This window comes from Nocardia sp. NPDC049935, from assembly GCF_055586645.1.
Genome location: NZ_JBVJHV010000001.1, coordinates 983,250 through 1,006,766, shown reverse-complemented (window position 1 = coordinate 1,006,766; position 23,517 = coordinate 983,250). Strand labels below are relative to the sequence as shown.

Below are 23,517 nucleotides of genomic sequence, written 5' to 3'. Positions count from 1 at the left end.
CCGTGGTCTGTCAACTGAGCTCGAAAGGGCCACCGTCGATGACGGCGCCCAATCTGCCGATGTCGATACCGAGATCGGCCGTCGCCGCCCGGCAGGCCGCCACATCTTTACGCAGGAACGGTGCCGCGAGCTGTTCGAACGTCCGGCGGCCTCCGGTGCGCCCGATGGACGCGGCGGCGTAACTGCGTCCGCTCGACACCGACAACGCGTGCAACAGTTGTTCCTCACCGATGCCCAGGCGATCACCCAGATCCAGTGCCGCGGCGGCCAACTGCGCGTTCGCGGCGAACAGGGCATTGTTCACGAGTTTGACGCTCAGAGCCGTGCCGAGCGCGCCGGTCGCGATCACCGTGCTCGCATACGCTTCCAGCACGGGTCGCGCCCGTGCGACCGCATCGGCCTCGCCGCCGAGCAGAACGGTGAGCTCGCCCGCCGCGATATCCTCGGCCGAACCGCTCACCGGTCCGTCCAGCAGTATCGGTCCGCCGGAGCTGCCGGCGGCCAAGCCGGTAACCGTGGTGACGGTGCCGGTCGTATGCGAGACGACCACAGTGTCCTCGTCCGCGGTGGCGAGAACGCCGCCGGGCCCGCCCAGGACCTCCACGAGCTGCGCGTCCGAGAACATACAGGTGATCACGGTGTCGGCCGACGCCGTGGCCGCACCGATCGAATCCACCACGACGGCTCCCCCGGTTCGCAACCGGTCGCGCACTTTCTCACGCCGGGCGTACACCTGCACCCGGTGACCGGCGGCAACCAGCCGATGGACCATCGGCTCACCCATCTGACCGGCTCCGACGAATCCGACGACCCGCGACATCAACGCTCCTCACTGCGCGCCCGACACCTGGATGGACCACTGGGAACCTCCAGTGTCGAGTCGCATCCAGTAATCCAAACAGTAACACTCCGAAACCAGGGAGATCGGCCGATACGACCGATTCACCGAAGTTCCGATCAGGCGATCCCGCCTACCGCTCGGCAACCACGCGATCACATTTCCAAAGGCATACCGTTGTGCTTACGATAGCATCAACTATAGAAACTTCGAACGTTGCCGCGAGGCCGAGTCGTCCTCGATACCTCGCGCCCATCAGTGCGAGCCGATCTCGCACCGGACAGCTGAGGAAGATTTGTGACGAGCCGACTGGACAACACCGTGGCCTTCATCACCGGCGCGGCGCGGGGGCAGGGCCGTGCGCACGCCGTGCGACTGGCCGCAGAGGGCGCCGACATCATCGCGGTCGATATCGCCGGACCACTCCCGCCCGCAGTGCCCTACGACTCGGCTACTCCGGGCGATCTGGCCGAGACGGTCCGGCTGGTGGAGGGGACCGGCCGGCGAATCATCGCCTCCGCGGTGGACACCCGTGATCTCGACGGGCTGCGCAAAGCGGTGGACGCCGGAGTCGAGGCCTTCGGTCGACTCGATGTGATCGTGGCCAATGCCGGGATCTGCGTCCCCGAGACCTGGGACGCGATCACCCCGGACTCGTTCCGCGACGTCCTGGACATCAATGTCACCGGCACCTGGAACACCGTGATCGCGGGGGCTCAGAAGATCATCGACGGCGGCCGGGGCGGGTCCATCATCCTGATCAGCTCCGCGGCCGGAATCAAGATGCAGCCGTTCATGGTCCACTACACGGCGAGCAAACACGCCGTTACCGGGATGGCTCGTGGACTGGCCGCGGAGCTCGGGAAACACCGGATCCGGGTCAACAGTGTGCACCCCGGCGCCGTGGCGACGCCGATGGGTGGCGGCGATATGGTCGCCGGCCTCACCGCCGCCATGGACACCAATCCTCAACTGGCCCATATGACCACGCCGCTGCTCCCCGACTGGGTCGCCGAGGCCGGCGATGTGGCCGACGCGGTGGCATGGCTGGCCGGCGCCGAATCCCGTTTCGTCACCGCGGCCCAGATCCCGGTCGACCTCGGCTCGACGCAATACTGAACGGCACGGCCTGTCCACACACGACCGACCCCGTGGGCAGAACCCCCGCGGGGCCGGGTTGTCGGGTTCGGGATGGATATCAGGGCAGGTAGACCCGTGACGCGAGCCAGCGTCCGTCGATCAACTCCATGGTCATGTTCACCCGGCTACGATCCACTCGGGGGTCCGGTGCGGCGGTGTTGGTCACCGTCTGGTCGATGAACAACAACACCTCGACCTTCGTCGGACTCGCGGATTTCACCGCGGAATCGAGAACCGTGCCCTGTCCGGTGGCCTTGTTGTCGAGCAACAGCTGCCGCAACTGGCCGCTGGACCGGGTGTACATATCCTTGAATTCGCCGGTCGCGCCGTCCAGGACGGCGGTGAAATCCTGATCCACACTGCTGGAGTCGATACTCGTCAAGGTGACGCCGAACGCCTGGGCCGCGTCCCGGGCGGCCGCGGCAGCGGCGTCGGTGTCGCGTTCTTTCTTCAGCTGCCAGCCCAGCCACCCGGCCACGATCAGGACGATCAGCAGCACCGCGGCGACGAACGGCAGCGCGAACTTGCGCGCGAGTGCCGAGACGACGAACCGCAGCACCGTCCATCGTGAGAGCGCGGGGGTCGCCGGGTCGTCGGCGGCCCCGGCGACGGTCTCGGCTTCGTCGTCCGGAATCGAGGTGGCGGTGTTCTCGGATCGGGTGGTCATGCGGTCATCTCCTGGGGATCTCGTGTGGGCATCCGGCTACCGGGGTGGGGCCGGCGCGGGTATGCCCGAATCGGCCAGCGGTAGCGGTATGGGAAGTGACAGCGGACCGGTCGGCGCCGGGTTCGCTGTCGTATCGGCAGGCACACCGGGCGGCGGGCCGGCAGGTGCGCCGTCACCGGGTGGGCGCGGTGCGTTGCGTGCGCCCCGCACCAGGATTCCCGGATCGTCGTTCGCGCAGAAGGTGTAGAGATACGGCTCCGGATAGTCGCCCAGTGAGGGTGGGCGGCGCGGCAGGTCGTAATCGCAGGAGTACCGCGGGTACAGGTTCACCAGCCCCCAGAGGCCGCCGTCTCGCATGACGGTGCTGATCGCCTCGAGGGTCGAGCCCTGGCGCTGGGCCGGGAAGAAGAACTCCTCGAACGCCGGTATCCGCGAATTGGTCAGGTCTGCCACCACCGAAAGGTTCGCCAGCAGTCCGGGAAGCAACGGGCCGTTGTCCGACAGGACCGCGTCCATGGCGGCGAGGGTTCCCGGGGCCCGGTTCAGCAGATCGACATAACCGGCGGTCTTGGCTTCGACGCCGCCCAGTAGAGCGGAGGTGTCGTGGGCGAACCGCTGCAGCCCACCCGCGCCGCCGGCCAGCGTCGTCAGCAACATCTTGCTGTCGCGCAGCAGCGCGACGGTCTGCGGCAGAACGGCGTCCAGGGTCGAGATCAGATACGTACCACCGTCGATGATGTCGCGGAGTTTCCGCGGCCCCTCCGGCCCGACCCCGAGTTCGTTCACCACCGCCGCGAGTTGTGCCGTATCGACCTGTGCGAGGGTGTTGTCCAGGCTGCCCAGCAACTGCCACAGCGGCACCGGGGTGGAGGTACGGTCGGCCGCTATCACCGCGCCGTCGGCCAGGAACGGCCCGGTATCGCGTGTGGGGCGGAAGTCGAGAAACTGCTCCCCGGCGGTCGAGAGGCTGGTGACGGTCACCCCGCCGTCGTCGGGTACCGGCCGGTCCGCGTTCACCTCGACAACGGCGACGACACCTCCCGAGGCGAGGTCCACCGACCGGACCACCCCGATGGGAACACCCCGGAGTGTCACATCCTGGCCCGGGAGCAGACCGCCGGACTGCGCGAGGTGGACTCGGACCGTGATGGCGCGTGCGGTCGGATCCGTTCCGAGCGCGCCGAAGACGAGGTAGCCGGCACCGAGGGCGAACACCACCGCGAGCGACACCGTCGTGAGTAGTGACCGATGCGCGCGGCCGTATCGAACCGACGCGATCGCCAGGCGCGCGGGCATATCGGCGACGGTCGCGACCGCCGACCTGCCCTGGTTGTCCCGTGCTCTCATCGGGGCCCCAGGACGCGGTCTTGCAATTTGAACAGCGTGTAGGTCAATGTCCCCACCAGCGCCTGCCAATCGTTGCTGTTCGGTGGATGGGCCCCCGGATCGGCCGGATGGGCCGGATCGGGCAGGGCGCCGATGGCGAAATCCTCCAGATCGACGTTGCCGTGCGAGGAGGTTCCGCTGGTCAGTTTGATGACCGGGACGAGCAGGGCGTTCAGCGCGGCCAGGCTGCCCTCCGGGCTGGTCGCGGCATTGTTCAATTCCGCGGCTATGCGATTCAGATTCCCGATCAATCCGCCGGCCTCGCCGCCCTGCAGCACCGGGAACTTCGCGAGTTGGATACTGATCCGGTCGATCTGGCGTACCACGTCGAGTACCTGCCGGGAACTGTTGTCCACCGTGTCCATGGCCGGGCCCGCCGCGGTGACGAAGTTCTGGATGACATCGTTCTGCGCGGCGAGGGTGGCGGCGAGCCGGTCGGTTTCGGCGAGGGCCGTCCGGATATCGTCCGAACGGGCCGATAGCGCGGTCACGAGCTGTGTGGACTGGTCGAGCAACCCGTCGACCTGCTCTCCGCGATCGCCGACCGCACGGCCGGCACCGTTGACCACGGTCGTGAGATTCCGGATCGCGCCACCGTTGACCAGCAGCGAGGCGGTGGTGAGCAGCTCTTCCACGGTGGCAGCGGCCGCGGTGGATTCCACCGCAATGCTGTCCCCGTCGCGGAGTCCTGCTGTTTCCGGGCCGGACTCGGGCGGCGGATCGAGCGAAACGAAGACGTCACCCAGCGGGGTGGCTGTCCGCAGCTCCGCCCGGGTCCCGGCCGGTAACCGAACGTCCTGCCTGATGCGCAAGGTCACGACCGCGGTGTAGTCGCGGACCGTCATCGCGGTCACCTCGCCCACTTCGGCCCCGGCCAGCCGGACCTTGGCCTGCGCCGGAAGATTGAGTGCGTTGGCGAAGTGCGCCTCGATCGAATATCCGGAATCCCCGCCTGCCCCGGGCATCATGGGGATGTCCTCCAACCCCACCGAACAACCTGTGGCCGATATCGACACCGCGACCGCGCATCCCAGACCGGCAAGGTGATTCCTGATTCTCATCGGGGCAACCTCGCCATCGCGTCGAGCATGTCGGTGATCCCGAAATCGGGGCCGAAATCCTGGAGTGTTCCGGTGCTACAACCCAATTGACGCAGGCCCAGGATATTGCACACCTCTTTGACCATCTGGCCGTCGAAGAAGACCTTGTCCAGCAGGGCATGGATTCGCACGCCCCGATTCGGCTGGTCCACCACCCGGTAGCCGTTGTCGAGCAATAGCGGGGTCACGTCCAGGAACTCGGCGAGCTGGGTCCGGTAGTCGGCCAGGGCGGTGGTCAGCACGGCCGTGTCCGCAGCGGTGGCATGCAGGGCCTCGCGGTTGGTGGTCAGCAGTTCCTCTGCCTGCAGCATCAACCGGTTGACCTGCGCGCCGGTCGTCCCAGCACCGATTCCGAGCCCTGCGAGGGTGGCTCCCAGCTCTCCCGAAGCCGCGCCGAAGTCCCGGATCAGGGCATCATTGGCCGCGGCCGCGGCGACGAGCTTCGACAACTCGTCCACCAATTGTGTGACGATATCGCGGGTCCGCGCTCCGGCATCGTCACCGAGTCGCAGCGCTTTCGACAGTTCATCCAGCGTGGCCCGCAGATCCCCGCCGTTTCCACTGGTGGTGGATGCGGCCACGGCCAGCAACCGGGCGATCGGCCCCTCGCCGGGTCGTTCACCTTCGAGATCACCGGAGAGCTTGTCGCCCATGGAGATCAACCGGTCGATCCCGACCGGGGTGCGGGTGCGGTCCAGGGGTAGCCGTGCTCCGTCGCCGAGAGTCTCACCTCCTCGATACACCGGGGTGAATTCGATATGCCGATCGGTGAGGACCGAGGTCGACAACGAGACCGCGGTCGCGTCGGCGGGGATCTGCACCGCGTGATCGATCCGCATGGTCACATCGACGTGGGTCCCGGTCGCGGTGATCGAGGTGACCTCGCCGACCGGCATGCCGAGCACCGCCACCGCATTGCCCACATACAGGCCCGCCCCACTGTCGAACTGCGCGACCACGGTGATGTCACCGGGTTGCCAGGGCCCGCCCGAGCATCCGGCCACGGCCCCCAGCGCCGTCACCGCGAGAATTCGCAGCAGTGTGAGCATGCTTCTCATTTGCAGTCCTGGAAGTAGGGCGGCAGGTTCAGCTGACCGGCACGGCCGCTCAGCGAGCACATCCACGAGTCGACGAGCACGCCGCCGGGTGCGCTGAAATCGACGGAGTTACCGGACCCGGACGCATTGGCCAGATTGCGTACCGAGACGGGAAGGATCTCCAGGGTGTTGCGCAGCAGATCGTCGTGGCGGGCGAGGCTCGAGAGCAGCCCCTGCAGACCGTGCACCAGTTCGTCGACCTCGGGACGATTCCCCACGATTGCCTGCACCTGTTCGACGAGGCGGGTGGTCGCGGTCATCAAGGTCTGGATGGCGTCGCGCCGTGAATTGATGTCCTGTAGTAGATCCCGGCCGACGGTGACGATCGCCGCGATATCGTCGCGCTGGGCCGTCACCACCGAAGTCAGCTCGCGGACACCGGCCAGCAGAGAACCGAGCTCATCACGCCGGCTACCCAGAATGGCCGCCAGCGAGCGGATATTGCGCAGCATATCCGGGAGGACGGCGGGCACACCCTCCAGTTGCCCGGCCAGGGCGTCCAGCGAGGTCCCGAGTTGTTCGGCGTCCACGTCCTCGAATGTGGTGGTCGCGTTCTCCAGCGCCGTTTGCAGATCGTAGGGAACCGCCGTACGCGACAACCCGATCCGATTCCCGGGAACCTCGCCCGGACCGGCGGGCCGGAGTTCGATATAGCGGGCACCGAGCAGGGTGGTCAGCTTGATCGCGGCCGTTGTCTCCACCCCCAGCGGCACATCGCGACCGACCTCGAAGGTCACCAGAACCCGGTCACCGGCCAGCTCCTGGTCCGATACCGACCCGACCTGTACTCCGGCGACGCTGACCCGGTCTCCCACCTTCAGACCGGCCGCCTGTGCGAATTCGGCCGTAAACGTGCGCGTTCCTGGTCCCAGCGAGTTCACGCCCAGGGTCGCGGCCACGACCACGAGCAGTACCAGTAGCGCCGAGGCGCCCAGTTTCCGTTTGTCGTAGTTCTCCAGGGGACGCAGTGGTGGCCGGAGCCGCCGCAGTACACGAAACGATGGCTTCTTCATTGTTCTCACCTACAGATGGGCGATTGCCGGACGGTCCCACTCGGTGAGGACATTTCAACAATCGCCGGAATCAGATTCGACAGTGCCGGAACAGCGGTGAAATTGAGGTTGCACAGGTAGACGTTCAGGAAAGTGCCTTCCTGGCTGATCCGGGCCAGGCCCTTCATCAATGCGGGCAGGTTGAAGCCGAGATAGGCGAATTCGTCCTTGTGTTCCTCGAAATGGCGTGTGAATCCGGGCTCACGGCCGAGCATCTCGTCGAGCGCCGGGCGGTCCTGTTCCACGACACCCGCCATCCGGTCTGCGACGGTCGATACCTCGGTGACGGTGGTCAGCAGTTCGTCACGGTGACGGGCCAGCCCGTCCACGATGGTCCGGGTGCTCGAGATCAACATGCTGAAATCGCCCGCGCGTGAAGCGAGTCCCTGCACCACCTGGTCGAGGTTGCCGATGACCGAGCCGAGCACCTGATCGGGTCCGGCCACCGTCTGGGCAAGAGCCGAGAGCTGCTGGATGAGCACCGTGAGCGAACCACCATCGCCTTGTAAAGCCTTCACCAGGGCCCCGGTCAGGTTGTCGACCTGCGCCGGATCCAGCCCGGCGAAAAGCGGTTCGAAGCCATTGAGCAGCGCGGACAGGTCGAAAGACGGTTCGGTCCGGGAGACGGGAATCTCGCCACCGTCGGGAAGCTCCTCCGCGCCCGCCCGCATATCCCTGGTCAGTCCGAGATAGCGCTGGCCGATCACGTTCTGATAGGTGATCGCGGCGGTCGTGTCGCTGTACACACGTTGCTCGGCCTGTACCCGGAACCGGACCCGCGCCTGTGTACCGTCGAGTTCCACACCGTCCACCCGGCCCACCCGGACACCCGCCATCCGGACGTCGTCGCCGATACGCAGACCGGTGACATCGGTGAAGATCGCGTCATAGGTTCTCGTCGGCCCGTCCACACCGCGGTGCAGGGTCACGAAGGTCATCCAGATGAGCGCGAACGCGATCACCAGGAAAAGACTCAGGCCGATCATGGTTCGTCTCTGGGTCATCGGACACCTCCGGTGGGTGCGGGGCCGTCGGTGAGCAGCTGTCCCAGCAGCAATTCCGCCGGATCGGCCTCGCCTCGCAGGACCCGGTCGATCACCGCCATCACTTCCGGCGGAAGGACCGGGCCGGGCATCGACCGCGGATCCAGCGCCGCGGGTAGCGGCGCGACGGTCGGTTCGACGGGCGCGGTCGTACAGCTGGGGGCTTCGAGTTGCCCGTATCGCGGGCAATCCGCGCGGGTGTACGGCGAATCCGGGGTGAGGCGGATCTGGAACTTCCCGGTACCGATCTGCTTCTCACTGTTCCAGAATTCGGCGAACCAGACATCGGAGAGCCGCTTGATCCGCCCCACGATCGGCGTGAACTCGGGACTGCCGGCGGCGAACACGTCGAGGACCGGCGTCAGCCGATCGGTGACCGTGACCACCTGGTCGGTGTGGGTCTCCAGACCGCCCGCGACCGTCGACAGCGTCGCGTTACCGGCGGTCAGCAGATCCATCAGCCGCGATTCCTGGCCGGCCAGAGTCTTCAGCGGTACCACCGCGTGATTGAGGGCGTCCAGGAGATCCGGCGCGGTCGCGGAGAGCCCACGCACCGCGTCCGCCAGCGCGGTCAGGGTCGAGGGTTGGCCCGGGGCAGCGATCAGAGCCGACAGCTCACGGGTGATCCGGTCCAGCTGGGCGCCCGCGCGAACGATATCGCCACCGCGCCGGTCGGTGGCTCCGGCGACAGCCGACAGGACACCCACGGTGTCACTGGCACCGATACGGGCGCTCGCGGCGACGATATCGCGTAATTTGGTGAGCGCGGTCTGGAATTGAACCGTCGACAGGCTGCTGTCCTGCGAGATCTCCGCTCCTGCCGACAGCCCGGGGGCCGGCCCGTTGTCGACCAATTGCACGGAGGAGACCGCGAACAGGTTGCTGGGCACCACCCGGGCCGTCACGGTGCGGGGGATATCCGAGAGGTGATGGGGATCCAGTTCCAGCCGGACCCGGCTGGGACCGTCGTCCGTGGCCGGAGTTACCTCGGCGACGGTGCCGACGAGGACACCCTGGAATTTGACATCCGAACGCGGGGGCAGGCCGTCGCCCACCTCGTCGAGCAGCGCGACCACTTCGGCGTGACTGTCGAATCGGCCCGCCGACTTCATCAGAACCGCACCGACGAACACCACGATAACGGCGACCAGCAGGATTCCACGCAGCACCAGGGCGAGCAGCGAGGGCCCCCGGCCGTCTTTGTCGAACAACGTCGGCACGCCTACCCCCCGAGCCTGGCGCTGGTACCGATACCCCAGAAGGCAACGGTCAGCAGTAGATTGACCACGATCATGACCGAGATCGCCGCCCGCATCGCCCGGCCCGCCGCGATACCTACGCCCTGCGGACCACCGGCGGCGTAGAAACCGTAGTAGCACTGGATCGTCGTGGTGAGCACGACGAAAACCACGGCTTTCACCAGCGAATACGCGATATCGGGGCCGGTGAGAACAAGCTGGAAGTAGTGCTGATACGTACCACCCGACAATCCCCCGGACGATGCCACGATCACTTCGACCGCGATGTAGTTCGCCGCCAGGCACACCAGATAGAGCGGGATGATGGCGATCACCGAGGCGAGAACCCTGGTACTGACCAGGTATGCGATGGATCGAATCGCCATGGATTCCATTGCATCGATCTCCTCGGCGATACCCATCGCGCCGAGTTGCGCGGTAAATCGGCACCCGGCCTGGGCAGCGAAGGCGAGCGACGCCATGATGGGAGCCAGTTCCCGGGTCGACGCCGTGGACGAAATCAGCCCGACCGCGGGTTCCATACCCAGCAGGTGCAGGGCGTTGTATCCTTCGAGCCCGACTATCGCGCCGCCGGCCGCACCCAGCACGATGATCACTCCGGCTGTACCGCCGCCGACGACGATCGAGCCGTTACCCCAGACGATATCGGACAGGATCCGCATGAATTCGCTGCGATAGTGGCGCAGCATCACCGGAATACCTATTACGGCCCGGAAGAAGAACGTGAACATGTGCCCGAGCCGCGCCAAGACCGTGGCCAGCTCGGCGGACGACCGAACGAGCGCGCGAGTTCCGGCCGGATAATACCGGGATGCCATTACAAACCCTGCCTGGGAAATAGCAGCATGGACAACTGCGTGAATACAACATTGACGATCATGAGCAGAATTATCGAGCTGACCACTGTAGAATTCACGGCATTCGCTACACCGGCAGGCCCGCCTTTCGTGTTCAGACCTTTCTCACAGGCCACGACGGCGACAATCGCACCGTAGACCACTGCCTTTATCAGGGTCAGGACGAGATCACCGACGGTAGCGAACGAGGCGAAGGTGGCCACGAAACTTCCCGGCGCACCCCCCTGCGCTACGACGTTGAAAACGAAACCCGCTATATATCCGACGAAACACACCACTCCGGTGAGCGAGACACCGATGACGATCGCCGCGAAGAAACGCGGAACCACCAATCGCCGGATCACCGAGACACCCATGATCTCCATGGCATCCAGTTCTTCGCGAATCTTGCGTGATCCCAGATCGGCACAGATGGCCGAGCCCACGGCCGCCGCCATCAACAGGGCCGCCACCATGGGCGCACCCTGCCGGATCACCGCCAGTCCACTGGCCGCGCCGGCCAGGGATGTGGCCCCGACCTGGCCGGCGATGAGTCCGAACTGGATGGACAGCGTGACACCGATCGGAAGCGAAACGAAAATCGTGGGTACCACGGCCGCCGACGCCATGAACGCCGCCTGACGCACGCACTCGCCGAAAGCGAGCCGGCCGGCGATCAGATCGGCGACGAGGAATTGCACGGTACGGACACCCAGCAGAAATTGGCTCCCGACGGTGGCCAGCGCGGTTCCCGGATGCCGATCCAAATACCCCCGGAACCACGAGAGCACCTGACTGGACGAGGTATCGACTACCGGGAAATCATTTTCGGATCTTCCGGTAGTCGTCATTCGGGCCGACACCCCGGACCCTGGCCGGATCATCATCTTTCGAAGTCTCCAATCAGAGCCCTGCGACCATTCCGAGACTAGAGTGTGCGTCAGCTCACAACATGCGTCAATACTGTTTTCGACAATTTTCAGGGGCGATTTTTCGGTCACATAGAAACGGAAATGACCGAATACTCGCGGCACCGAATCGTGCGCGAGCCGCCGAGAAAGCCGGCACTTTCTGAAAATTGCGTATTTCCGATTGCTTCGCCCCGCCGACAGAACAACAACCCACCCCGGGCGCCCGCCTTCGCGACTCCTCCTCTCCTGCAGGGCCCGAGAACCGGGTGCCACTATGACAACCCGGCCACCCGACCAGAACTATACGGTATGGCTTACCGTTGCAACTACAATCGCGCGGTTTCATGAGCCACACCGAGCAGTCGGCGCGGCCACAGCGGAACCCGGCCGGGACGCAAACCCCTCCGAGCACACCGGACGCCGATGGCCCGGACCGCCGTCGCAAGCGGCACAGTCAGGCTACCGTAAGCCATACGGTTTTTGATACCGTAAGCAGACTTACAGTCCGTGGGTCACACACCGCAGTAGAGGAGGCCGATGTGAGCGACACCGGGGAGAACACGGCTACCGGCCCGGAACTGGGCGCCCGGGTCGCCCAACGCGCCGAAACCCGGATGCTCATCGACGCGGAGCTGGTCCATGCTGCATCCGGGGCACAATTCGACAACATCGCCCCCGCGACCGGGCAGGTTCTCGGCACGACCGCCGCTGCCGGCCCCGAGGATATGCTCCGCGCGATCGCGGCGGCACGCCGCGCGTTCGACGAGTCCGACTGGCCGACGAACCCCGCACTGCGGCAGCGGTGCCTCGAACAACTCCAGGACGCCCTCGAATCCGAGACCGCCGAGCTCCGCGAGGAGCTCGTCGCGGAAGTCGGCTGCCCGATCTCCACCACCTATATCGCCCAGCTCGACTGGCCACTCGCCGACGCACTGCGGTATCCGGCCCGCTTGATCGACGAGTTCGGCTGGGAGCGTGAACTCACCGGCGGCGGACTCTTCGGCGACCGCAACGTCCGCACGGTGGTTCAGGAACCGGTCGGCGTCGTCGCGGCGATCTGTCCGTCGAACTTCCCCGTCGAGGTCGTGCTCAACAAGCTGGGACCCGCCCTCGCCGCCGGTAACACCGTGATACTCAAGCCGGACCCGCACACGCCGTGGAACGCCACCCGGCTCGGACGACTGGTCGCGGAGAAGACCGATATCCCCCCGGGCGTGGTCAATGTCGTGCCGACCCCGTCGAACGAGGTCGCCGGACTTCTGGCCACCGACCCACGGGTCGATATGGTCTCCTTCACCGGATCCACCGCCGTCGGCCGCATGCTCATGCGGCAGGGCGCCGATACGATGAAGCGGACATTCCTCGAACTGGGCGGTAAATCCGCCCTCGTCGTACTGGACGACGCCGACCCGCGGGCCGCGTTGCGCAGCGCCGCCGGTGTATGTGTACACGCCGGTCAGGCATGTGCCGCCACCAGCCGCATGCTGGTGCACCGCTCGATGTTCGACGAGATGGTCGACGGCGTCGCGGCCGCGTTCCAGGCGGTACCCGTCGGTGATCCGGCAGCTCCGGAGACTGTTGTCGGACCGTTGATCAGCGCGGCGCAACGCGCTCGAGTCCTCGGCTCCCACGACCGGGCGGTGCGCGACGGCGCCCGCCTGATCACCGGTGGAGGGACGCCGAAAGACCTCCCGGAACACCTCACCGGCGGGTTCTATGCCGAGCCCACCGTTTTCGTCTGCGAGGACCCGGGCCTGCCGATCGCCCAGGACGAGATCTTCGGCCCCGTCCTGGTGATGATCCCCTATTCCGACGACGAGGAGGCCCTGCGCATCGCGAACAACAGCGCCTACGGCCTCGCCGGCGCGGTGCTGTCCGCCTCGACCGACCGCGCCATGGGGATCGCCCGCCGGATCCGGGCCGGAGCCGTCGGCGTCAACGGCGGCATGTTCTACGGCGCCGACGCCCCGTTCGGCGGCTACAAGAACAGCGGCGTCGGCCGCCAATGCGGGCTCGAAGGTTTTCAGCAGTACCTCGAAACGAAAACGCTCGGATACCGGATCCGTTCTCGCGGCTGACAAAACCCGAGACCGATCACAGCACGAAGGAAAGGACAACCAGTGGGAAAACTGGATGGCAGGGTCGCGGTGGTCTCGGGCGCCGCCCGCGGACAGGGCCGCTCGCATGCGATCAACCTCGCCGCCGAGGGCGCGAGCATCATCGCCCTCGACATCTGCGCCGACCTCGAGGGCAACACCTACCCCTTGGCCCGGCCGGAACAGCTCGACGAGACGGTACGGCTGATCGAGAAGGAAGGGGTGCGGGCCCATCCCGTCGTGGTCGATGTACGGGAGCGCGGCGCGGTCTGGAACGCCATCGGGCAGGGTGTCGAGGAGCTGGGCCGCCTCGACATCGTGGTCGCCAATGCGGGAATCGCGCCGATGGGCAAGGCCCAGACGCTGCAATCCTGGTCGGACACCATCGATACCGACCTCGCCGGTGTCTTCAACGTGGTCCAGGCGAGCCTGCCCCATCTCGGCGAAGGCGCGTCGATCATCGCCACCGGATCACTGGCGGCACAACTGGGTAGCTCGACGAAACAGGGACCGGGCGGATCGGCCTACAGTCTCGCCAAACAGGTCGTCGCCCACTATGTCAACGATCTGTCCAACCAGCTGGCGCGCAAGATGATCCGGATCAATGCCGTGCATCCGACCAACGTCAACACCGATATGCTGCACAACGAGGGTATGTACAAGGTCTTCCGCCCCGACAAGGAGACCCCCACCCGCGAGGAGGCCGAGGCCGCGTTCCCCGCGATGCAGGCGATGCCCATCCCCTACATCGAACCGCAGGACGTATCGAATCTCATCGTCTTCCTCGCCTCCGACGACTCCCGCTACATCACGGGAAGTCAGTTGCGGGTCGACGCCGGGGGGTTCGTCAAAGCCGTCCCCTGGGGCAGGTAGCCGGATCGGTGACCTCGAACCTCGCCCGGGTGTGCGATAGGGCTTATCGCACACCCGGCGTGTGGCCCCGGCCCCGCCGCCCTATTCGGAATCGATTCGGCGCACGTTCCACGAACCGGAGAATTGCGCCGGACGCTTTTCGGTGAATGCCGCGTAGGCCTCCGGCACATCACCGGTGGCGAAGTTGACCGCTTGGGCCCGGGATTCGCCGGCGAGCGCTTCTCGCAATGTCCGGTCGGCGCCTTCGTTGATCAGCGCTTTGGTGTGCGCGAGCGCGACAGGAGGCCCTTGCGCGAGTCGCGCGGCGAGATCGTCGGCGAAGCCGTCGATCTCTCCCTCGCCTCGGATCCAGGTCACGAGCCCCAGCGCGTGCGCCTCCGCCGCGTCGATGTGTTCCGCGAGCAGGGCCAGTCGCTTGGCCTGCTGAACGCCGACGAGTTTCGGGAGCAGCCAGGAACCGCCGCAGTCGACCGATAGTCCCCGCCGGGCGAAGACCTGGGAGAAGCTCGCGTCGGGGGTCGCGACGACGAGATCGCACCCGAGCGCCAGATTCCATCCGGCGCCGACCGCTACACCCCGGACCTTGGCGAGAGTCGGTACGGGCAGGTCGTGCAATTGCTGGGCGACCGCCGATATCGCCCGCAATTTGGTGAAGGGTGGGGCGTAGGGATCACTGTCGACGACATCGGCCCCCGAGCAGAATGCCCCGCCGGCGCCCGTGAGGATCACCGCGCGCACCGCCGGATCGTGAGCGGCATCGGCCAGCACGTCGCGTAGCGCGATCCACAGCGCGAGCGTGATCGCGTTCTTCCGGTGTGGGCGGTTCAGGGTGAGGGTCAGCACCCCGCCGTTCTGTTGCTGCCGCAGCGCGGGTTCGGCGTCCATTGCGTTACTCCGTATCGTCCTGTACGAGATCCGGCCGGCGCGCTCGGCTTCCCGGAGCTCCCGGTCTCAGCGGTGGGGCTCAGAGGAACAGGTCCGTGGTGAGCGGACCGTCACCGGGGGTCACACGGTACTTGTCCAGGTCGGTGACCCCCCGGGATTCGAGCACCTCGTCGTCGATGAAGAAATTCCCCGTGGTGGTCGCCGACGGTGAGGTCAGGACCAGATAGGCGGCATCGGCACAGATCTGCGGAGTACGCGACAAGGCACTGCGTTCGGCGCCGCCGGGACGGTTGCGAATGGCCGCCGTGGCGATGGTCGTACGTGGCCACAGCGAGTTGACCGCGATTCCGTCGGCGCGCAGTTCCTCGGCCAGCCCCAACGTGGTCAGAGACATTCCGTACTTGGCGATCGTGTACCCCAGGTGCGCACCGGCCCATCGCGGTTCGAGGTTCAGCGGTGGCGACAGGGTGAGGATATGCGGGTTGCGACCACGCCGGGCGGATTCGCGCAGTGCGGCAATACTGAGTTTGGACAACAGGACGCTCCCCCGGCAGTTGATGTCCTGCATCAGGTCGTAGCGTTTCATCGACAGTGCTTCCGTATCGGCCAGGTCGATCGCCGAGGCGTTGTTGATCACCAGATCGATACCGCCGAATCGGCGTACCGTTTCCGCCACGGCGGCTGCCACGGCTCGGTCGTCGCGGATATCGCCGACGAACTTCAGGACCGAGCCCCCAGCACGCTCGATTTCCGCACCGGCGGCGTGAATGGTGCCCGGAAGTTTCGGGTGGGGTTGATCGGTTTTGGCGATCAACGTGATCCGCGCGCCGTCGGCAGCCGCGCGCTTGGCGATCTCGAGCCCGATACCACGGCTTCCCCCCGACATCACCATGGTTTTGCCCATCAGGGGTTTGTCGGTCCCGTTCATCACACCTCGTTCCGGTCGCCCCGGCACCACCGCGGATCTCGTCCGCACCGCCTCCGGGCGCTGCACATCAGCACACTGCCGATACTGTTATCGTATACATTACAGTACAAGCGACTGTCGCGATCTCCGCAGATCGGCCCCGCCGCCTCGAAACCGGGCCGTTCGACCTCCATACCCCACCGCGTCGCTTGATGTCCCATATACTGTAATCAATTCGGTAATGCACTCGTACGCGCTCCGCGACGGTGAGTAGCTGCCCGAACCCGAAGGAGCCCGGAGTTGAGTTCGACCGCCACCTCTCCCGATCCTGCACCAGCCGGACCGGAACGTGCTCCGCGGACCGCGCGCCGGGCCGCCGCCGCCGGATTCGCCGGAACCTTCATCGAGTACTACGATTTCGCTCTCTACGGAGTCCTCACGGTCTATTTCGCACCACTGTTCTTCCCGTCCGAGAACGACGCCACCTCCTTCCTGGTCGGCCTCGGCGTTTTCGGCGCGGGATTCGTAGCCCGGCCGATCGGGGGAATCGTCTTCGGCCGGATAGGCGACAGGCAGGGCAGGCGCACGGCCCTGATGGCCACGGTCGTCCTCATGGGCGGCTGCTCGGTGGCGATCGGGTTCCTGCCCACCTACGATTCGATCGGCGTCCTCGCACCGCTCGCGCTGGTCGCATTGCGGATCGGGCAGGGACTCTCGGCCGGGGCCGAGATGCTGGGTTCGGTGACCTACGTCATCGAGTCCGCGCCGCCGGCCAAGCGCGGGCTGCTGAGTTCGCTGACTCCGTTCGGCGCGGGCCTCGGCGGTTCCAGCGGCGCCGTTCTCGCCGCGATCCTGGCGCTCAACGTATCCGCGGACGATATGACCGATTTCGGCTGGCGGATCCCGTTCCTCGTGGCCGGCCCGCTGACGCTGCTCGCCTTCCTGTTGCGCCGGCGGATCGAGGATTCCCCCGAGTTCGTCCGGCTGGCGCGGCAGCACGCGGTGGCGCGTTCCCCGCTGGCCGAGACCCTGCGCGAACACTGGCGTCCGATGCTGGTGGCGGGCGGTGTCGCCATCGGCGTCAACGGAACCGCGGGGGTGGCGCAATGGTTCGGCGTGTACCTCGCGGGCAACCGCGACCTGCCGACCGCCACCGTTCTCATCACCTATGCGAGCGCGATGGTGTTCGGCGCACTCTGGGTCCCGCTGTCCGGTGCGCTGACCGACCGATTCGGCCGGGCGCGGATGCTCACCTGCCTTCTCGCCGCTTTTCTCGTGACCTCGGTACCGCTGTTCTGGTTGCTGTCCGCCACGGAGAATCCGCTCCTGCTGTTCGTCGCGATGGGGATCTACCTGGTGCTCACCAATATGGTCATGGCGCCGGGCTTCGGCTACATCGCCGAATTGTTCCCCACGCATATTCGCTACACCGCGTCCAACTTCGGTCAGAACATCGGCACCGTCCTGGGCGGCGGCACCGCCCCGCTGGTCTGCGGCGCCCTGCTCCTGGCCACCGATTCCGCGTTCGGTCCGACACTATGGATCACGGGTGTGGGCCTCATCGGCCTCGGTGCGGTAGCCGCCGCGCGCGTAATCGTCGTTCCCCGGCGCACCACTACCCCTGTGCCCGGTATCGGGGAAGCGGCGGGCAACCGGTAGCGGCGACCCACCGCCCTCAGCCGGCCACCCGGACTATCTGCCCACGCGCCGTTCCGGTCACCGGCGACGGTTCCGGTAAGGCCGGCCAATAGTGTTCGGTGAACAGTCGGCCCACCAGTTCGCCCCGGCTGGAGACCTTCATCTTGGCGAAGACCGATTTGATGTGATCGCGGACCGTATGCGGTGAGAGGAACAGCGCCGCGGCGATCTCGCCGGTTCCCAGACCGCGGGCGATGAGCTGGGTCACCTGCAGTTCCCGGCCGGTCAGACCGTGGGCCTCGGCGATCAGAGCCGCCACATCGGCCGGCGTCGCGGGCTCGATGACCAGGACGATCGGGCCCGGCTGCGCGCCCGGACCCCGCATCGTCGAGGCATGGCAGCACAACCAGCGCCCTTCGGTGGTGCGGATCCGCAGCCGGGCGGGGCCGTCGTCGAGTCCCGCCACCACCGCCCGGGCCTGCAGGACCGTGCCGAGGACCCAGATGGGCAACCGCAGATCGGGGCCGAGGGCCGAGGGGACCGACGGTCCGGCCGGCAACTCCGCGAGGTGCTGCCGGGCTTCCTCGTTCATCGACAACGCTCGACCGGACTCGTCGAAGAGGATCAGGCCGGGCGAGGGCGTGCCGGTACCGGTCGCCGGAGGTACCGGCCCCGCGAACCCACGGAGTCGCGCCGCGAGTGGCCGGGAGAGTCCGGCGAGCAGTTCCACCTCTTCGGGGGCGAAGGGCCTGTCCTGGCGGAAGAGGCTCACCAGCCCCCACGGCCGCGCGCCGATGCGGAGCGCCACCCGCAACTCGTCGTGCACACCTTGCGCGGCCAGCAGCCGCCGGAACCTCGCACTGCGTGCCGGGAGGTCGCCGGTCGCCCGCCGCAGCGACGCGGCCGGTACCGCGGCGCAGGCGAGTTCGCGAAACGGGACGATATTCTCTTCGAGCAGTTCGCTCTCCCAGTAGGCGGCGCATCCCTCACCGGACCCCAGGTTCTGCACCAGCATCGGAGCGGTCATCAGACCTGTTTCGGGGTCGGCGGACGTCCAGACGGCCGAATCGAACGGCACAACCCTGCCGAGTCCGGCCGAGACGTTCCGGAACACGCCCAGGGCGTCGCCGGCCCGATCGGCCGTTCGCAGGATGCCGCGCTGCGCATCGCTCATCGTCTGTTCCTCCGCCATCCCTCCATCCTGCCCGTCCCGTAGCGCGCGGCAATCCCGCGTTCGGGGGATTGTGGTCCGGCCGTTCACCTTCGGCCGGGGGATGGTCCGATCCCGTCGGCTCGTCGACTGTCGAATGGCACGCAGAAGAAGAGAGGACGATATGGATATCGCGATCATCGGCGCGGGAGCCGCGTCGGTCGCCCTGCTCGACGCACTGGCTGTCCGCGGACCGGAGGGTGTGGAGCGGGGAAACGGCACGGCGACGATCTTCGAACCGGCGCCGCAGTTGTGGCGGGGCCGCCCCTACACCCCGGATCTGGATTCGGTGCTGGTCAACACGCCGCCCCGGCTCATGTCGATCCGGGCGGGCGATTTCGACCACTACGCGCGCTGGCTGGGCGACAGTGGCACCGCCTATCTCGACGAGCGGTTGGGGTGCCCACTCGTGCCCCGAGCCGTCTACGGGGACTATCTGGCACACTCCGCCGAAAAGGCGGTCGCGGCACTGAGCGAGCAGGGGTGGAAGGTCCGCATCGTCCGGGATCGCGTTACCGGAATCACTTCTACCGGAACCGGATTCGAGACCCTGACCGCCTCGGGGCGACGCCTTCCGGCGACCCGTATCGTCCTGGGCGTGGGTGGCGGAACTCCTCCGGATCCCTATCGGCTGACCGGCTGTCCGGGCTACATCCCCGACCCGTACCCGCTGGCGACCACTCTGGACGGAGTTCCCGCCGGTGCCGCGGTCGCCGTCGTCGGCAGTGGCCTGACGGCAGTGGATATCGTCGTTTCGCTCGCCGCGCGCGGCCACCGGGGCCCGATCACGCTGTACTCCCGGAGTGGGGAACTACCCCATATCTGGCAACGACCGATCGACCGGCGGCCGCGGGTGCTCACGCGCGAACGGATCGACGAGTGGCACCGGGCACACGGCTCGGTGACCCTCGACGCACTCATCGCCCTCGTCCGGGAAGAACTCGCCGCGGCCGGAGAGGACGCCGACGGGCTGGCCGCCGAGATACTCGCCCCGGGGGAAGACCCGGTCGCGAGAATCCGGCGACAGTTCGGCGCTGTCGGCGACCTCCGGATCGGCCGGCGGCTGATCCAGGAGTCGGCGCATATGCTCGGACCGTTCGTATGGCCGCTGTTACCCGCCGCCGACCGCGACCGCCTGCGCGGGTATTTCCGCACAGCGACAGCACTCGCCTCGCCCATGGTGCCGATCAACGCGGCAACGGTGCTGCGGCTGCTCGATTCCGGTCAGCTCTCCGTAGCGGGTGGTCTGCGAACCGTCGAACCCGTCTCCGGAGGGTTCCGGATGCGCGGGGGCGCCGGCGACTCGGCCGCGGCAATCGTGATCAACGCGGTGAATCCCGCGCCGCAGACCGTTCCGGCCAGCGCGGAGACGCTGGTCGGATCCCTGGTTTCCGCCGGGCTCGCCGCCCGTCACCCGGAAGGCGGGCTGGTTTCCACCGACCCGCGGGTCCATATCCTGGGTGACCTGCACGGCGGTGATTCGTTCATCACCTCGAGCATCGCCGGGCTGGCCGTCCGCGCGCAGCGGACCGCACAGGTGTTGACAGCCGCGGGGTAGCGGCAGCAGCCGTGGCGGGGGCGGCGTTTCGGTCATGCACCGGTCAACGGCACATTCCAGGCGTCGTATTCGTATACCCAGTCGCCGTTACCGGCGGTTTTGAGCCAGTCGTTGGACCGGGACCCGCGCTGGATCCGCGCGGTCCGGTCCTTACGCAGGTTCTCGTATCCGGCAAGCGCCCCGGACGCGGAGCCGAAGCCGTCGGCGGCGAGACAGCGGGCCAGCACCACCGCGTCTTCGATGGCCTGGCCCGCGCCCTGGGCCATGAAGGGCATCATCGGGTGACAGGCGTCGCCGAGCAGCGTGGTGGTGCCCACGGTCCAGGCGGGGAGCGGATCGCGCACGTAGAGGGCGGATTTGAGGACGTCGTCGCAGGCGTCGAGCAGGGCGCGAGCCTCCGGGTGGAAGTCCCGGTACAGCTCGCGCAGTTCGTCGGCGCTGCCGGGCGTGGTCCAGGACTCCTCGGTCCACTCGTGCTGCGCGCAGGTGGCGAAGATGAAGATGTCCTTCCCCTGGCTCAGGGGGAAGGACACGATCTGGGTCGAGGAGTCCGGCCCCCACCATTTGGTGAAACAGTCCAGATTCGGCACCGACGCGACCGCCGCGGCCGGTACCACGGCACGGAAGGCCACCACACCGGTGAAGGTGGGGTTCTCCGCGCCGAACAGCGCGGTGCGGACCGCCGAATGGATACCGTCCGCCCCGATGATCACCTCGGCGTGGTGCGTACCGCCGTCGGCGAAATGGATCACCCCGTCGCGGATATCGGCGACCTGCCTGCCCATCGAGACCGATTCGCCGGGCAGGGCGGATTCGAGTGCGGCCATCAGGTCACCGCGGTGCAGGGTGAGCTGCGGTGACCCGTAGCGCCGCTCCGCGGCCGAGCCCATCTCGAGCCGGGAGGTCTCCGCGCCGGTATCCCACATCCGGCTGATCCGGAACTGTGGCCGGGCGGCCGAATCCCGCAGCGCCGCACCCACACCGAGCCCGTCGAGCGCCCGGACGGCATTGGGTGTGAGGTTGATATCCGCCCCGACCCGGGCGAATCGGCCGGTCCGCTCGAAGACCCGCGCGTCGATACCCACCTTCCGCAGGGCCAGGGCCGCGGTCAGACCGCCGATACCCGCTCCGCAGACGGCCACCCTCGGTGCCTTGCTCATGAGCTCTTCCTTATCTGTTCCGACATTCGATCTCGACCGGATCCGGTGCGCGAGCCGATGATTCCCTGGGCTTCGATTTCCACCGTCAGCCCGGGCTCGACCAGCGCCGATACCTCGACGAGCGTCGAGCACGGGAAATCACCGGAGAAAACGTGGGCGCGAGCCCTGCCGACGGCGGCCTTATCGGCGATATCGGTCAGATAGACGCGCAGGACGAGGATGTCGTCCACCTCGGCGCCGCAGGCCTCGGTGAGTGCCCGCACCCGCCGGAACGCCTCCTGCGCCTGCAGATATGTATCCGCCCCGCCGACGATCCCATCGGGCCCGCCGGCATGCATCCCCGAGAGGAAGAACTGATCGCCGTGCCGCCGGGCGTTGCTGAACATATCCGGCCGGGGCGCGTCGGGCACCGTGTCCACGGCGACCCGGGTCATGCCCGGACCCGCTGCCGCTCGGCGGATTCGCGGGCCAGCCGCTCGCGAACGGGCACGAAATCGTAGGTCGGGTAGAAATCGGTCCGGAAGACCCCCCACGCCCGCCGCTCCAGTTCGACGTTGACCGCGGCGAGCCGCGATACCGGCAGCCGCAGCGTCACGATCTGACCGACGCCCATCGCGACCACCCAGGAGACGACCTCGCAACCCTCCGGTGGAAAGTGCTGCCACCAGCCGGCGTCGTCGAGCGTGCCCTGGATCTGTTCCAGGTTCTGCGACTGGTCGTGCCGCAGAAACACGGTCAGCATCATGGTGTCGCCGGTATCGGCGGGGGCCGGGTTCATACCGGTTCTCCCGCGAGGATCGCGGCCTGTTTCCGCGCGTCGGCGCGGTAGATGCGGCGGATCCGCGACACTCCCAGATCGTGCTGGTACAGATGCTCTTCGTGATCGGCGTCGGCGGCCAGCGCCTCGAGCACCTCACGGTCCTGCTCGAGCACCTCCCAGTGCCGGGCCTCGAGCCGGGTGCGGTACAGGAACCGCCACACCTCGCGCTCCCAGCCGTCCACCCGGCGGGTGCGCCAGTGGAAGATCGCCGAATTGCCGGCGTCGACAGGGGTGGCCATGCCGACGATGCCGAAGACTCCACCCGGTCCGGCGTTCGGGGCGTACGGGATCTCCAGATCGACGTAATCCATGGAACCGCGCACGTATTCGACCCAGTCGAAGTTCACGCCGACCTGATCGGTTTTCTCGAAGAAGAAGCCGCGATCGGTTTCGCGGATCCGGAAGCGGGCGGAGGTGTCGCCGCCGGACATCGAATGCGAATCGCGGTGCAGGAAGGCGCCGTGCATGGGGTCGAGCACATTGTCCATATAGAAACGCCACGGCCCCGCCCATTCCGCGAAGTTCGGGAACCAGGAGACGGCCGGATCGCCGAGCCGGTCGGGCAGCACGAACGGGGTGGGTTCGGAGTCCGCGGTCAACGGGATGAACGCGAAGATGGTGTCGGCGGCCTCGACGACCCGCAGCGATACCGTCGCCTGTTTACCTTCGAGCGCGCACCCGGGCATACCGGGTACGGAGACGACGGTCCCGGTGCCGTCCACCTGTACGCCGTGGTACTTGCAGGCGAGCCGGTCGCCGAGATGCTGGCCCAGCGACAGCGGCGCGCTGCGGTGCGGGCACCGGTCCTCCAGCATGTGGACGGTGCCGCGGGGGTCACGGAAGAGCACCCAGTCCACCGACAAGCGGGTGACCTTCTTGGACTCACCCGCCTTGACCATATGAGACGGCAGGATCGGATACCAGCGGTCACGCAGGCCGGTGGCGGCGATATCGGCGGCGGTCAGCTCCTTGCGGACGCCGACCGCGCGCTTCTTCGGGCCGCCGGTCGCGGCGGGAGCGGAGGTGGTGGCGGTGGTCATA

At 67.0% G+C, this 23,517-nt stretch carries 22 protein-coding genes; 5 read left to right on the top strand and 17 right to left on the bottom strand.

Going from position 1 to position 23,517, the window contains the following annotated elements; genetic code table 11:
* Nucleotides 1-10 precede the first annotated feature (10 nt).
* Entirely contained in the window at nt 11-820 is an 810-nt protein-coding gene (locus ACZ6SF_RS04720; RefSeq protein ID WP_466060615.1) for an NAD(P)-dependent oxidoreductase, read from the bottom strand.
* 315 nt (nt 821-1,135) lie between these two features.
* Here ACZ6SF_RS04720 and ACZ6SF_RS04715 point away from each other — a divergent pair, with 315 nt between their 5' ends.
* Complete coding sequence (locus ACZ6SF_RS04715) at nt 1,136-1,957, top strand: mycofactocin-coupled SDR family oxidoreductase (RefSeq protein WP_466060614.1); 822 nt, start codon at nt 1,136-1,138, stop codon at nt 1,955-1,957.
* A 79-nt stretch (nt 1,958-2,036) separates the two neighbouring features.
* On the opposite strand, the gene ACZ6SF_RS04710 is transcribed toward ACZ6SF_RS04715, so the two are convergent.
* The 9 genes from ACZ6SF_RS04710 to ACZ6SF_RS04670 are packed head-to-tail and all read right to left on the bottom strand — an operon-like array spanning nt 2,037 to nt 11,269.
* Nucleotides 2,037-2,645 (bottom strand): hypothetical protein, encoded by a 609-nt coding sequence (locus tag ACZ6SF_RS04710; protein WP_466060613.1) that lies wholly within the window; start codon nt 2,643-2,645, stop codon nt 2,037-2,039.
* Nucleotides 2,646-2,681: 36 nt separating this feature from the next.
* Nucleotides 2,682-3,992 (bottom strand): MlaD family protein, encoded by a 1,311-nt coding sequence (locus ACZ6SF_RS04705; RefSeq protein WP_466060612.1) that lies wholly within the window; start codon nt 3,990-3,992, stop codon nt 2,682-2,684.
* Entirely contained in the window at nt 3,989-5,092 is a 1,104-nt protein-coding gene (locus ACZ6SF_RS04700; RefSeq protein WP_466060611.1) for an MCE family protein, read from the bottom strand. The genes ACZ6SF_RS04705 and ACZ6SF_RS04700 overlap by 4 nt, the downstream gene beginning before the upstream one ends.
* Nucleotides 5,089-6,180: an MCE family protein gene (locus ACZ6SF_RS04695; protein WP_466061338.1), complete on the bottom strand. Its 1,092-nt coding sequence runs from the start codon at nt 6,178-6,180 to the stop codon at nt 5,089-5,091. The genes ACZ6SF_RS04700 and ACZ6SF_RS04695 overlap by 4 nt, the downstream gene beginning before the upstream one ends.
* A 5-nt stretch (nt 6,181-6,185) precedes the next feature.
* Complete coding sequence (locus ACZ6SF_RS04690; protein WP_466060610.1) at nt 6,186-7,241, bottom strand: MCE family protein; 1,056 nt, start codon at nt 7,239-7,241, stop codon at nt 6,186-6,188.
* Nucleotides 7,242-7,246: 5 nt separating this feature from the next.
* Entirely contained in the window at nt 7,247-8,284 is a 1,038-nt protein-coding gene (locus ACZ6SF_RS04685) for an MlaD family protein (protein WP_466060609.1), read from the bottom strand.
* The gene (locus ACZ6SF_RS04680; RefSeq protein WP_466060608.1) at nt 8,281-9,543 is read right to left on the bottom strand and encodes an MlaD family protein; all 1,263 of its coding nucleotides are present in this window, start codon (nt 9,541-9,543) and stop codon (nt 8,281-8,283) included. The genes ACZ6SF_RS04685 and ACZ6SF_RS04680 overlap by 4 nt, the downstream gene beginning before the upstream one ends.
* Nucleotides 9,544-9,545: 2 nt before the next feature.
* Nucleotides 9,546-10,400: an ABC transporter permease gene (locus ACZ6SF_RS04675; protein WP_466060607.1), complete on the bottom strand. Its 855-nt coding sequence runs from the start codon at nt 10,398-10,400 to the stop codon at nt 9,546-9,548.
* Nucleotides 10,400-11,269, bottom strand: a complete 870-nt coding sequence (locus ACZ6SF_RS04670; protein ID WP_466060606.1) for an MlaE family ABC transporter permease — start codon at nt 11,267-11,269, stop codon at nt 10,400-10,402. Before ACZ6SF_RS04670 ends, ACZ6SF_RS04675 begins: the two co-directional genes overlap by 1 nt.
* Nucleotides 11,270-11,943: 674 nt before the next feature.
* On the opposite strand from ACZ6SF_RS04670, the gene ACZ6SF_RS04665 reads away from it, so the two are divergent.
* Nucleotides 11,944-13,407, top strand: a complete 1,464-nt coding sequence (locus ACZ6SF_RS04665; protein ID WP_466061337.1) for an aldehyde dehydrogenase family protein — start codon at nt 11,944-11,946, stop codon at nt 13,405-13,407.
* Between the two features lie 42 nt (nt 13,408-13,449).
* Nucleotides 13,450-14,298, top strand: a complete 849-nt coding sequence (locus ACZ6SF_RS04660) for a mycofactocin-coupled SDR family oxidoreductase (protein ID WP_466060605.1) — start codon at nt 13,450-13,452, stop codon at nt 14,296-14,298.
* 81 nt (nt 14,299-14,379) lie between these two features.
* On the opposite strand, the gene ACZ6SF_RS04655 is transcribed toward ACZ6SF_RS04660, so the two are convergent.
* Together ACZ6SF_RS04655 and ACZ6SF_RS04650 are read right to left on the bottom strand one after the other, a co-directional pair.
* Entirely contained in the window at nt 14,380-15,183 is an 804-nt protein-coding gene (locus ACZ6SF_RS04655; protein ID WP_466060604.1) for an enoyl-CoA hydratase/isomerase family protein, read from the bottom strand.
* Between the two features lie 79 nt (nt 15,184-15,262).
* Entirely contained in the window at nt 15,263-16,111 is an 849-nt protein-coding gene (locus tag ACZ6SF_RS04650) for an SDR family oxidoreductase (RefSeq protein ID WP_466060603.1), read from the bottom strand.
* Between the two features lie 279 nt (nt 16,112-16,390).
* Between ACZ6SF_RS04650 and ACZ6SF_RS04645 the strand changes: the two genes are divergently transcribed.
* Nucleotides 16,391-17,749: an MFS transporter gene (locus tag ACZ6SF_RS04645; protein WP_466060602.1), complete on the top strand. Its 1,359-nt coding sequence runs from the start codon at nt 16,391-16,393 to the stop codon at nt 17,747-17,749.
* A gap of 16 nt (nt 17,750-17,765) precedes the next feature.
* Here the strand turns inward: ACZ6SF_RS04645 and ACZ6SF_RS04640 are convergent, their stop codons facing one another.
* On the bottom strand, nt 17,766-18,902 hold the full coding sequence (locus tag ACZ6SF_RS04640; protein WP_466060601.1) for a LuxR C-terminal-related transcriptional regulator: 1,137 nt from the start codon (nt 18,900-18,902) through the stop codon (nt 17,766-17,768).
* Between the two features lie 160 nt (nt 18,903-19,062).
* Here ACZ6SF_RS04640 and ACZ6SF_RS04635 point away from each other — a divergent pair, with 160 nt between their 5' ends.
* Nucleotides 19,063-20,496, top strand: coding sequence for an FAD/NAD(P)-binding protein (locus tag ACZ6SF_RS04635; protein ID WP_466060600.1), 1,434 nt, complete (start codon nt 19,063-19,065; stop codon nt 20,494-20,496).
* Nucleotides 20,497-20,528: 32 nt separating this feature from the next.
* Here ACZ6SF_RS04635 and ACZ6SF_RS04630 read toward each other — a convergent pair whose 3' ends face one another.
* The 4 genes from ACZ6SF_RS04630 to ACZ6SF_RS04615 are packed head-to-tail and all read right to left on the bottom strand — an operon-like array spanning nt 20,529 to nt 23,516.
* A complete protein-coding gene (locus tag ACZ6SF_RS04630) occupies nt 20,529-21,656 on the bottom strand; it encodes an FAD-dependent monooxygenase (RefSeq protein WP_466060599.1) in 1,128 nt (375 codons plus the stop codon).
* The gene (locus ACZ6SF_RS04625; protein ID WP_466060598.1) at nt 21,653-22,090 is read right to left on the bottom strand and encodes a RidA family protein; all 438 of its coding nucleotides are present in this window, start codon (nt 22,088-22,090) and stop codon (nt 21,653-21,655) included. The genes ACZ6SF_RS04630 and ACZ6SF_RS04625 overlap by 4 nt, the downstream gene beginning before the upstream one ends.
* Nucleotides 22,087-22,434, bottom strand: coding sequence for a hypothetical protein (locus tag ACZ6SF_RS04620; protein WP_466060597.1), 348 nt, complete (start codon nt 22,432-22,434; stop codon nt 22,087-22,089). The genes ACZ6SF_RS04625 and ACZ6SF_RS04620 overlap by 4 nt, the downstream gene beginning before the upstream one ends.
* A complete protein-coding gene (locus ACZ6SF_RS04615) occupies nt 22,431-23,516 on the bottom strand; it encodes a Rieske 2Fe-2S domain-containing protein (protein WP_466060596.1) in 1,086 nt (361 codons plus the stop codon). Before ACZ6SF_RS04615 ends, ACZ6SF_RS04620 begins: the two co-directional genes overlap by 4 nt.
* Between the last annotated feature and the right edge of the window lies 1 nt (nt 23,517).

Excerpts from the sequence above, each read along its gene's own strand:
- ACZ6SF_RS04720 (WP_466060615.1), bottom strand. The coding sequence starts at position 820 with ATGTCGCGGGTCGTCGGATTCGTCGGAGCCGGTCAGATGGGTGAGCCG.
- ACZ6SF_RS04710 (WP_466060613.1), bottom strand. The coding sequence starts at position 2,645 with ATGACCACCCGATCCGAGAACACCGCCACCTCGATTCCGGACGACGAA.
- ACZ6SF_RS04705 (WP_466060612.1), bottom strand. The coding sequence starts at position 3,992 with ATGAGAGCACGGGACAACCAGGGCAGGTCGGCGGTCGCGACCGTCGCC.
- ACZ6SF_RS04700 (WP_466060611.1), bottom strand. The coding sequence starts at position 5,092 with ATGAGAATCAGGAATCACCTTGCCGGTCTGGGATGCGCGGTCGCGGTG.
- ACZ6SF_RS04695 (WP_466061338.1), bottom strand. The coding sequence starts at position 6,180 with ATGCTCACACTGCTGCGAATTCTCGCGGTGACGGCGCTGGGGGCCGTG.
- ACZ6SF_RS04690 (WP_466060610.1), bottom strand. The coding sequence starts at position 7,241 with ATGAAGAAGCCATCGTTTCGTGTACTGCGGCGGCTCCGGCCACCACTG.
- ACZ6SF_RS04685 (WP_466060609.1), bottom strand. The coding sequence starts at position 8,284 with ATGACCCAGAGACGAACCATGATCGGCCTGAGTCTTTTCCTGGTGATC.
- ACZ6SF_RS04675 (WP_466060607.1), bottom strand. The coding sequence starts at position 10,400 with ATGGCATCCCGGTATTATCCGGCCGGAACTCGCGCGCTCGTTCGGTCG.
- ACZ6SF_RS04670 (WP_466060606.1), bottom strand. The coding sequence starts at position 11,269 with ATGACGACTACCGGAAGATCCGAAAATGATTTCCCGGTAGTCGATACC.
- ACZ6SF_RS04665 (WP_466061337.1), top strand. The coding sequence starts at position 11,944 with ATGCTCATCGACGCGGAGCTGGTCCATGCTGCATCCGGGGCACAATTC.
- ACZ6SF_RS04655 (WP_466060604.1), bottom strand. The coding sequence starts at position 15,183 with ATGGACGCCGAACCCGCGCTGCGGCAGCAACAGAACGGCGGGGTGCTG.
- ACZ6SF_RS04650 (WP_466060603.1), bottom strand. The coding sequence starts at position 16,111 with ATGAACGGGACCGACAAACCCCTGATGGGCAAAACCATGGTGATGTCG.
- ACZ6SF_RS04640 (WP_466060601.1), bottom strand. The coding sequence starts at position 18,902 with ATGAGCGATGCGCAGCGCGGCATCCTGCGAACGGCCGATCGGGCCGGC.
- ACZ6SF_RS04635 (WP_466060600.1), top strand. The coding sequence starts at position 19,063 with ATGGATATCGCGATCATCGGCGCGGGAGCCGCGTCGGTCGCCCTGCTC.
- ACZ6SF_RS04630 (WP_466060599.1), bottom strand. The coding sequence starts at position 21,656 with ATGAGCAAGGCACCGAGGGTGGCCGTCTGCGGAGCGGGTATCGGCGGT.
- ACZ6SF_RS04625 (WP_466060598.1), bottom strand. The coding sequence starts at position 22,090 with ATGACCCGGGTCGCCGTGGACACGGTGCCCGACGCGCCCCGGCCGGAT.
- ACZ6SF_RS04620 (WP_466060597.1), bottom strand. The coding sequence starts at position 22,434 with ATGAACCCGGCCCCCGCCGATACCGGCGACACCATGATGCTGACCGTG.
- ACZ6SF_RS04615 (WP_466060596.1), bottom strand. The coding sequence starts at position 23,516 with ATGACCACCGCCACCACCTCCGCTCCCGCCGCGACCGGCGGCCCGAAG.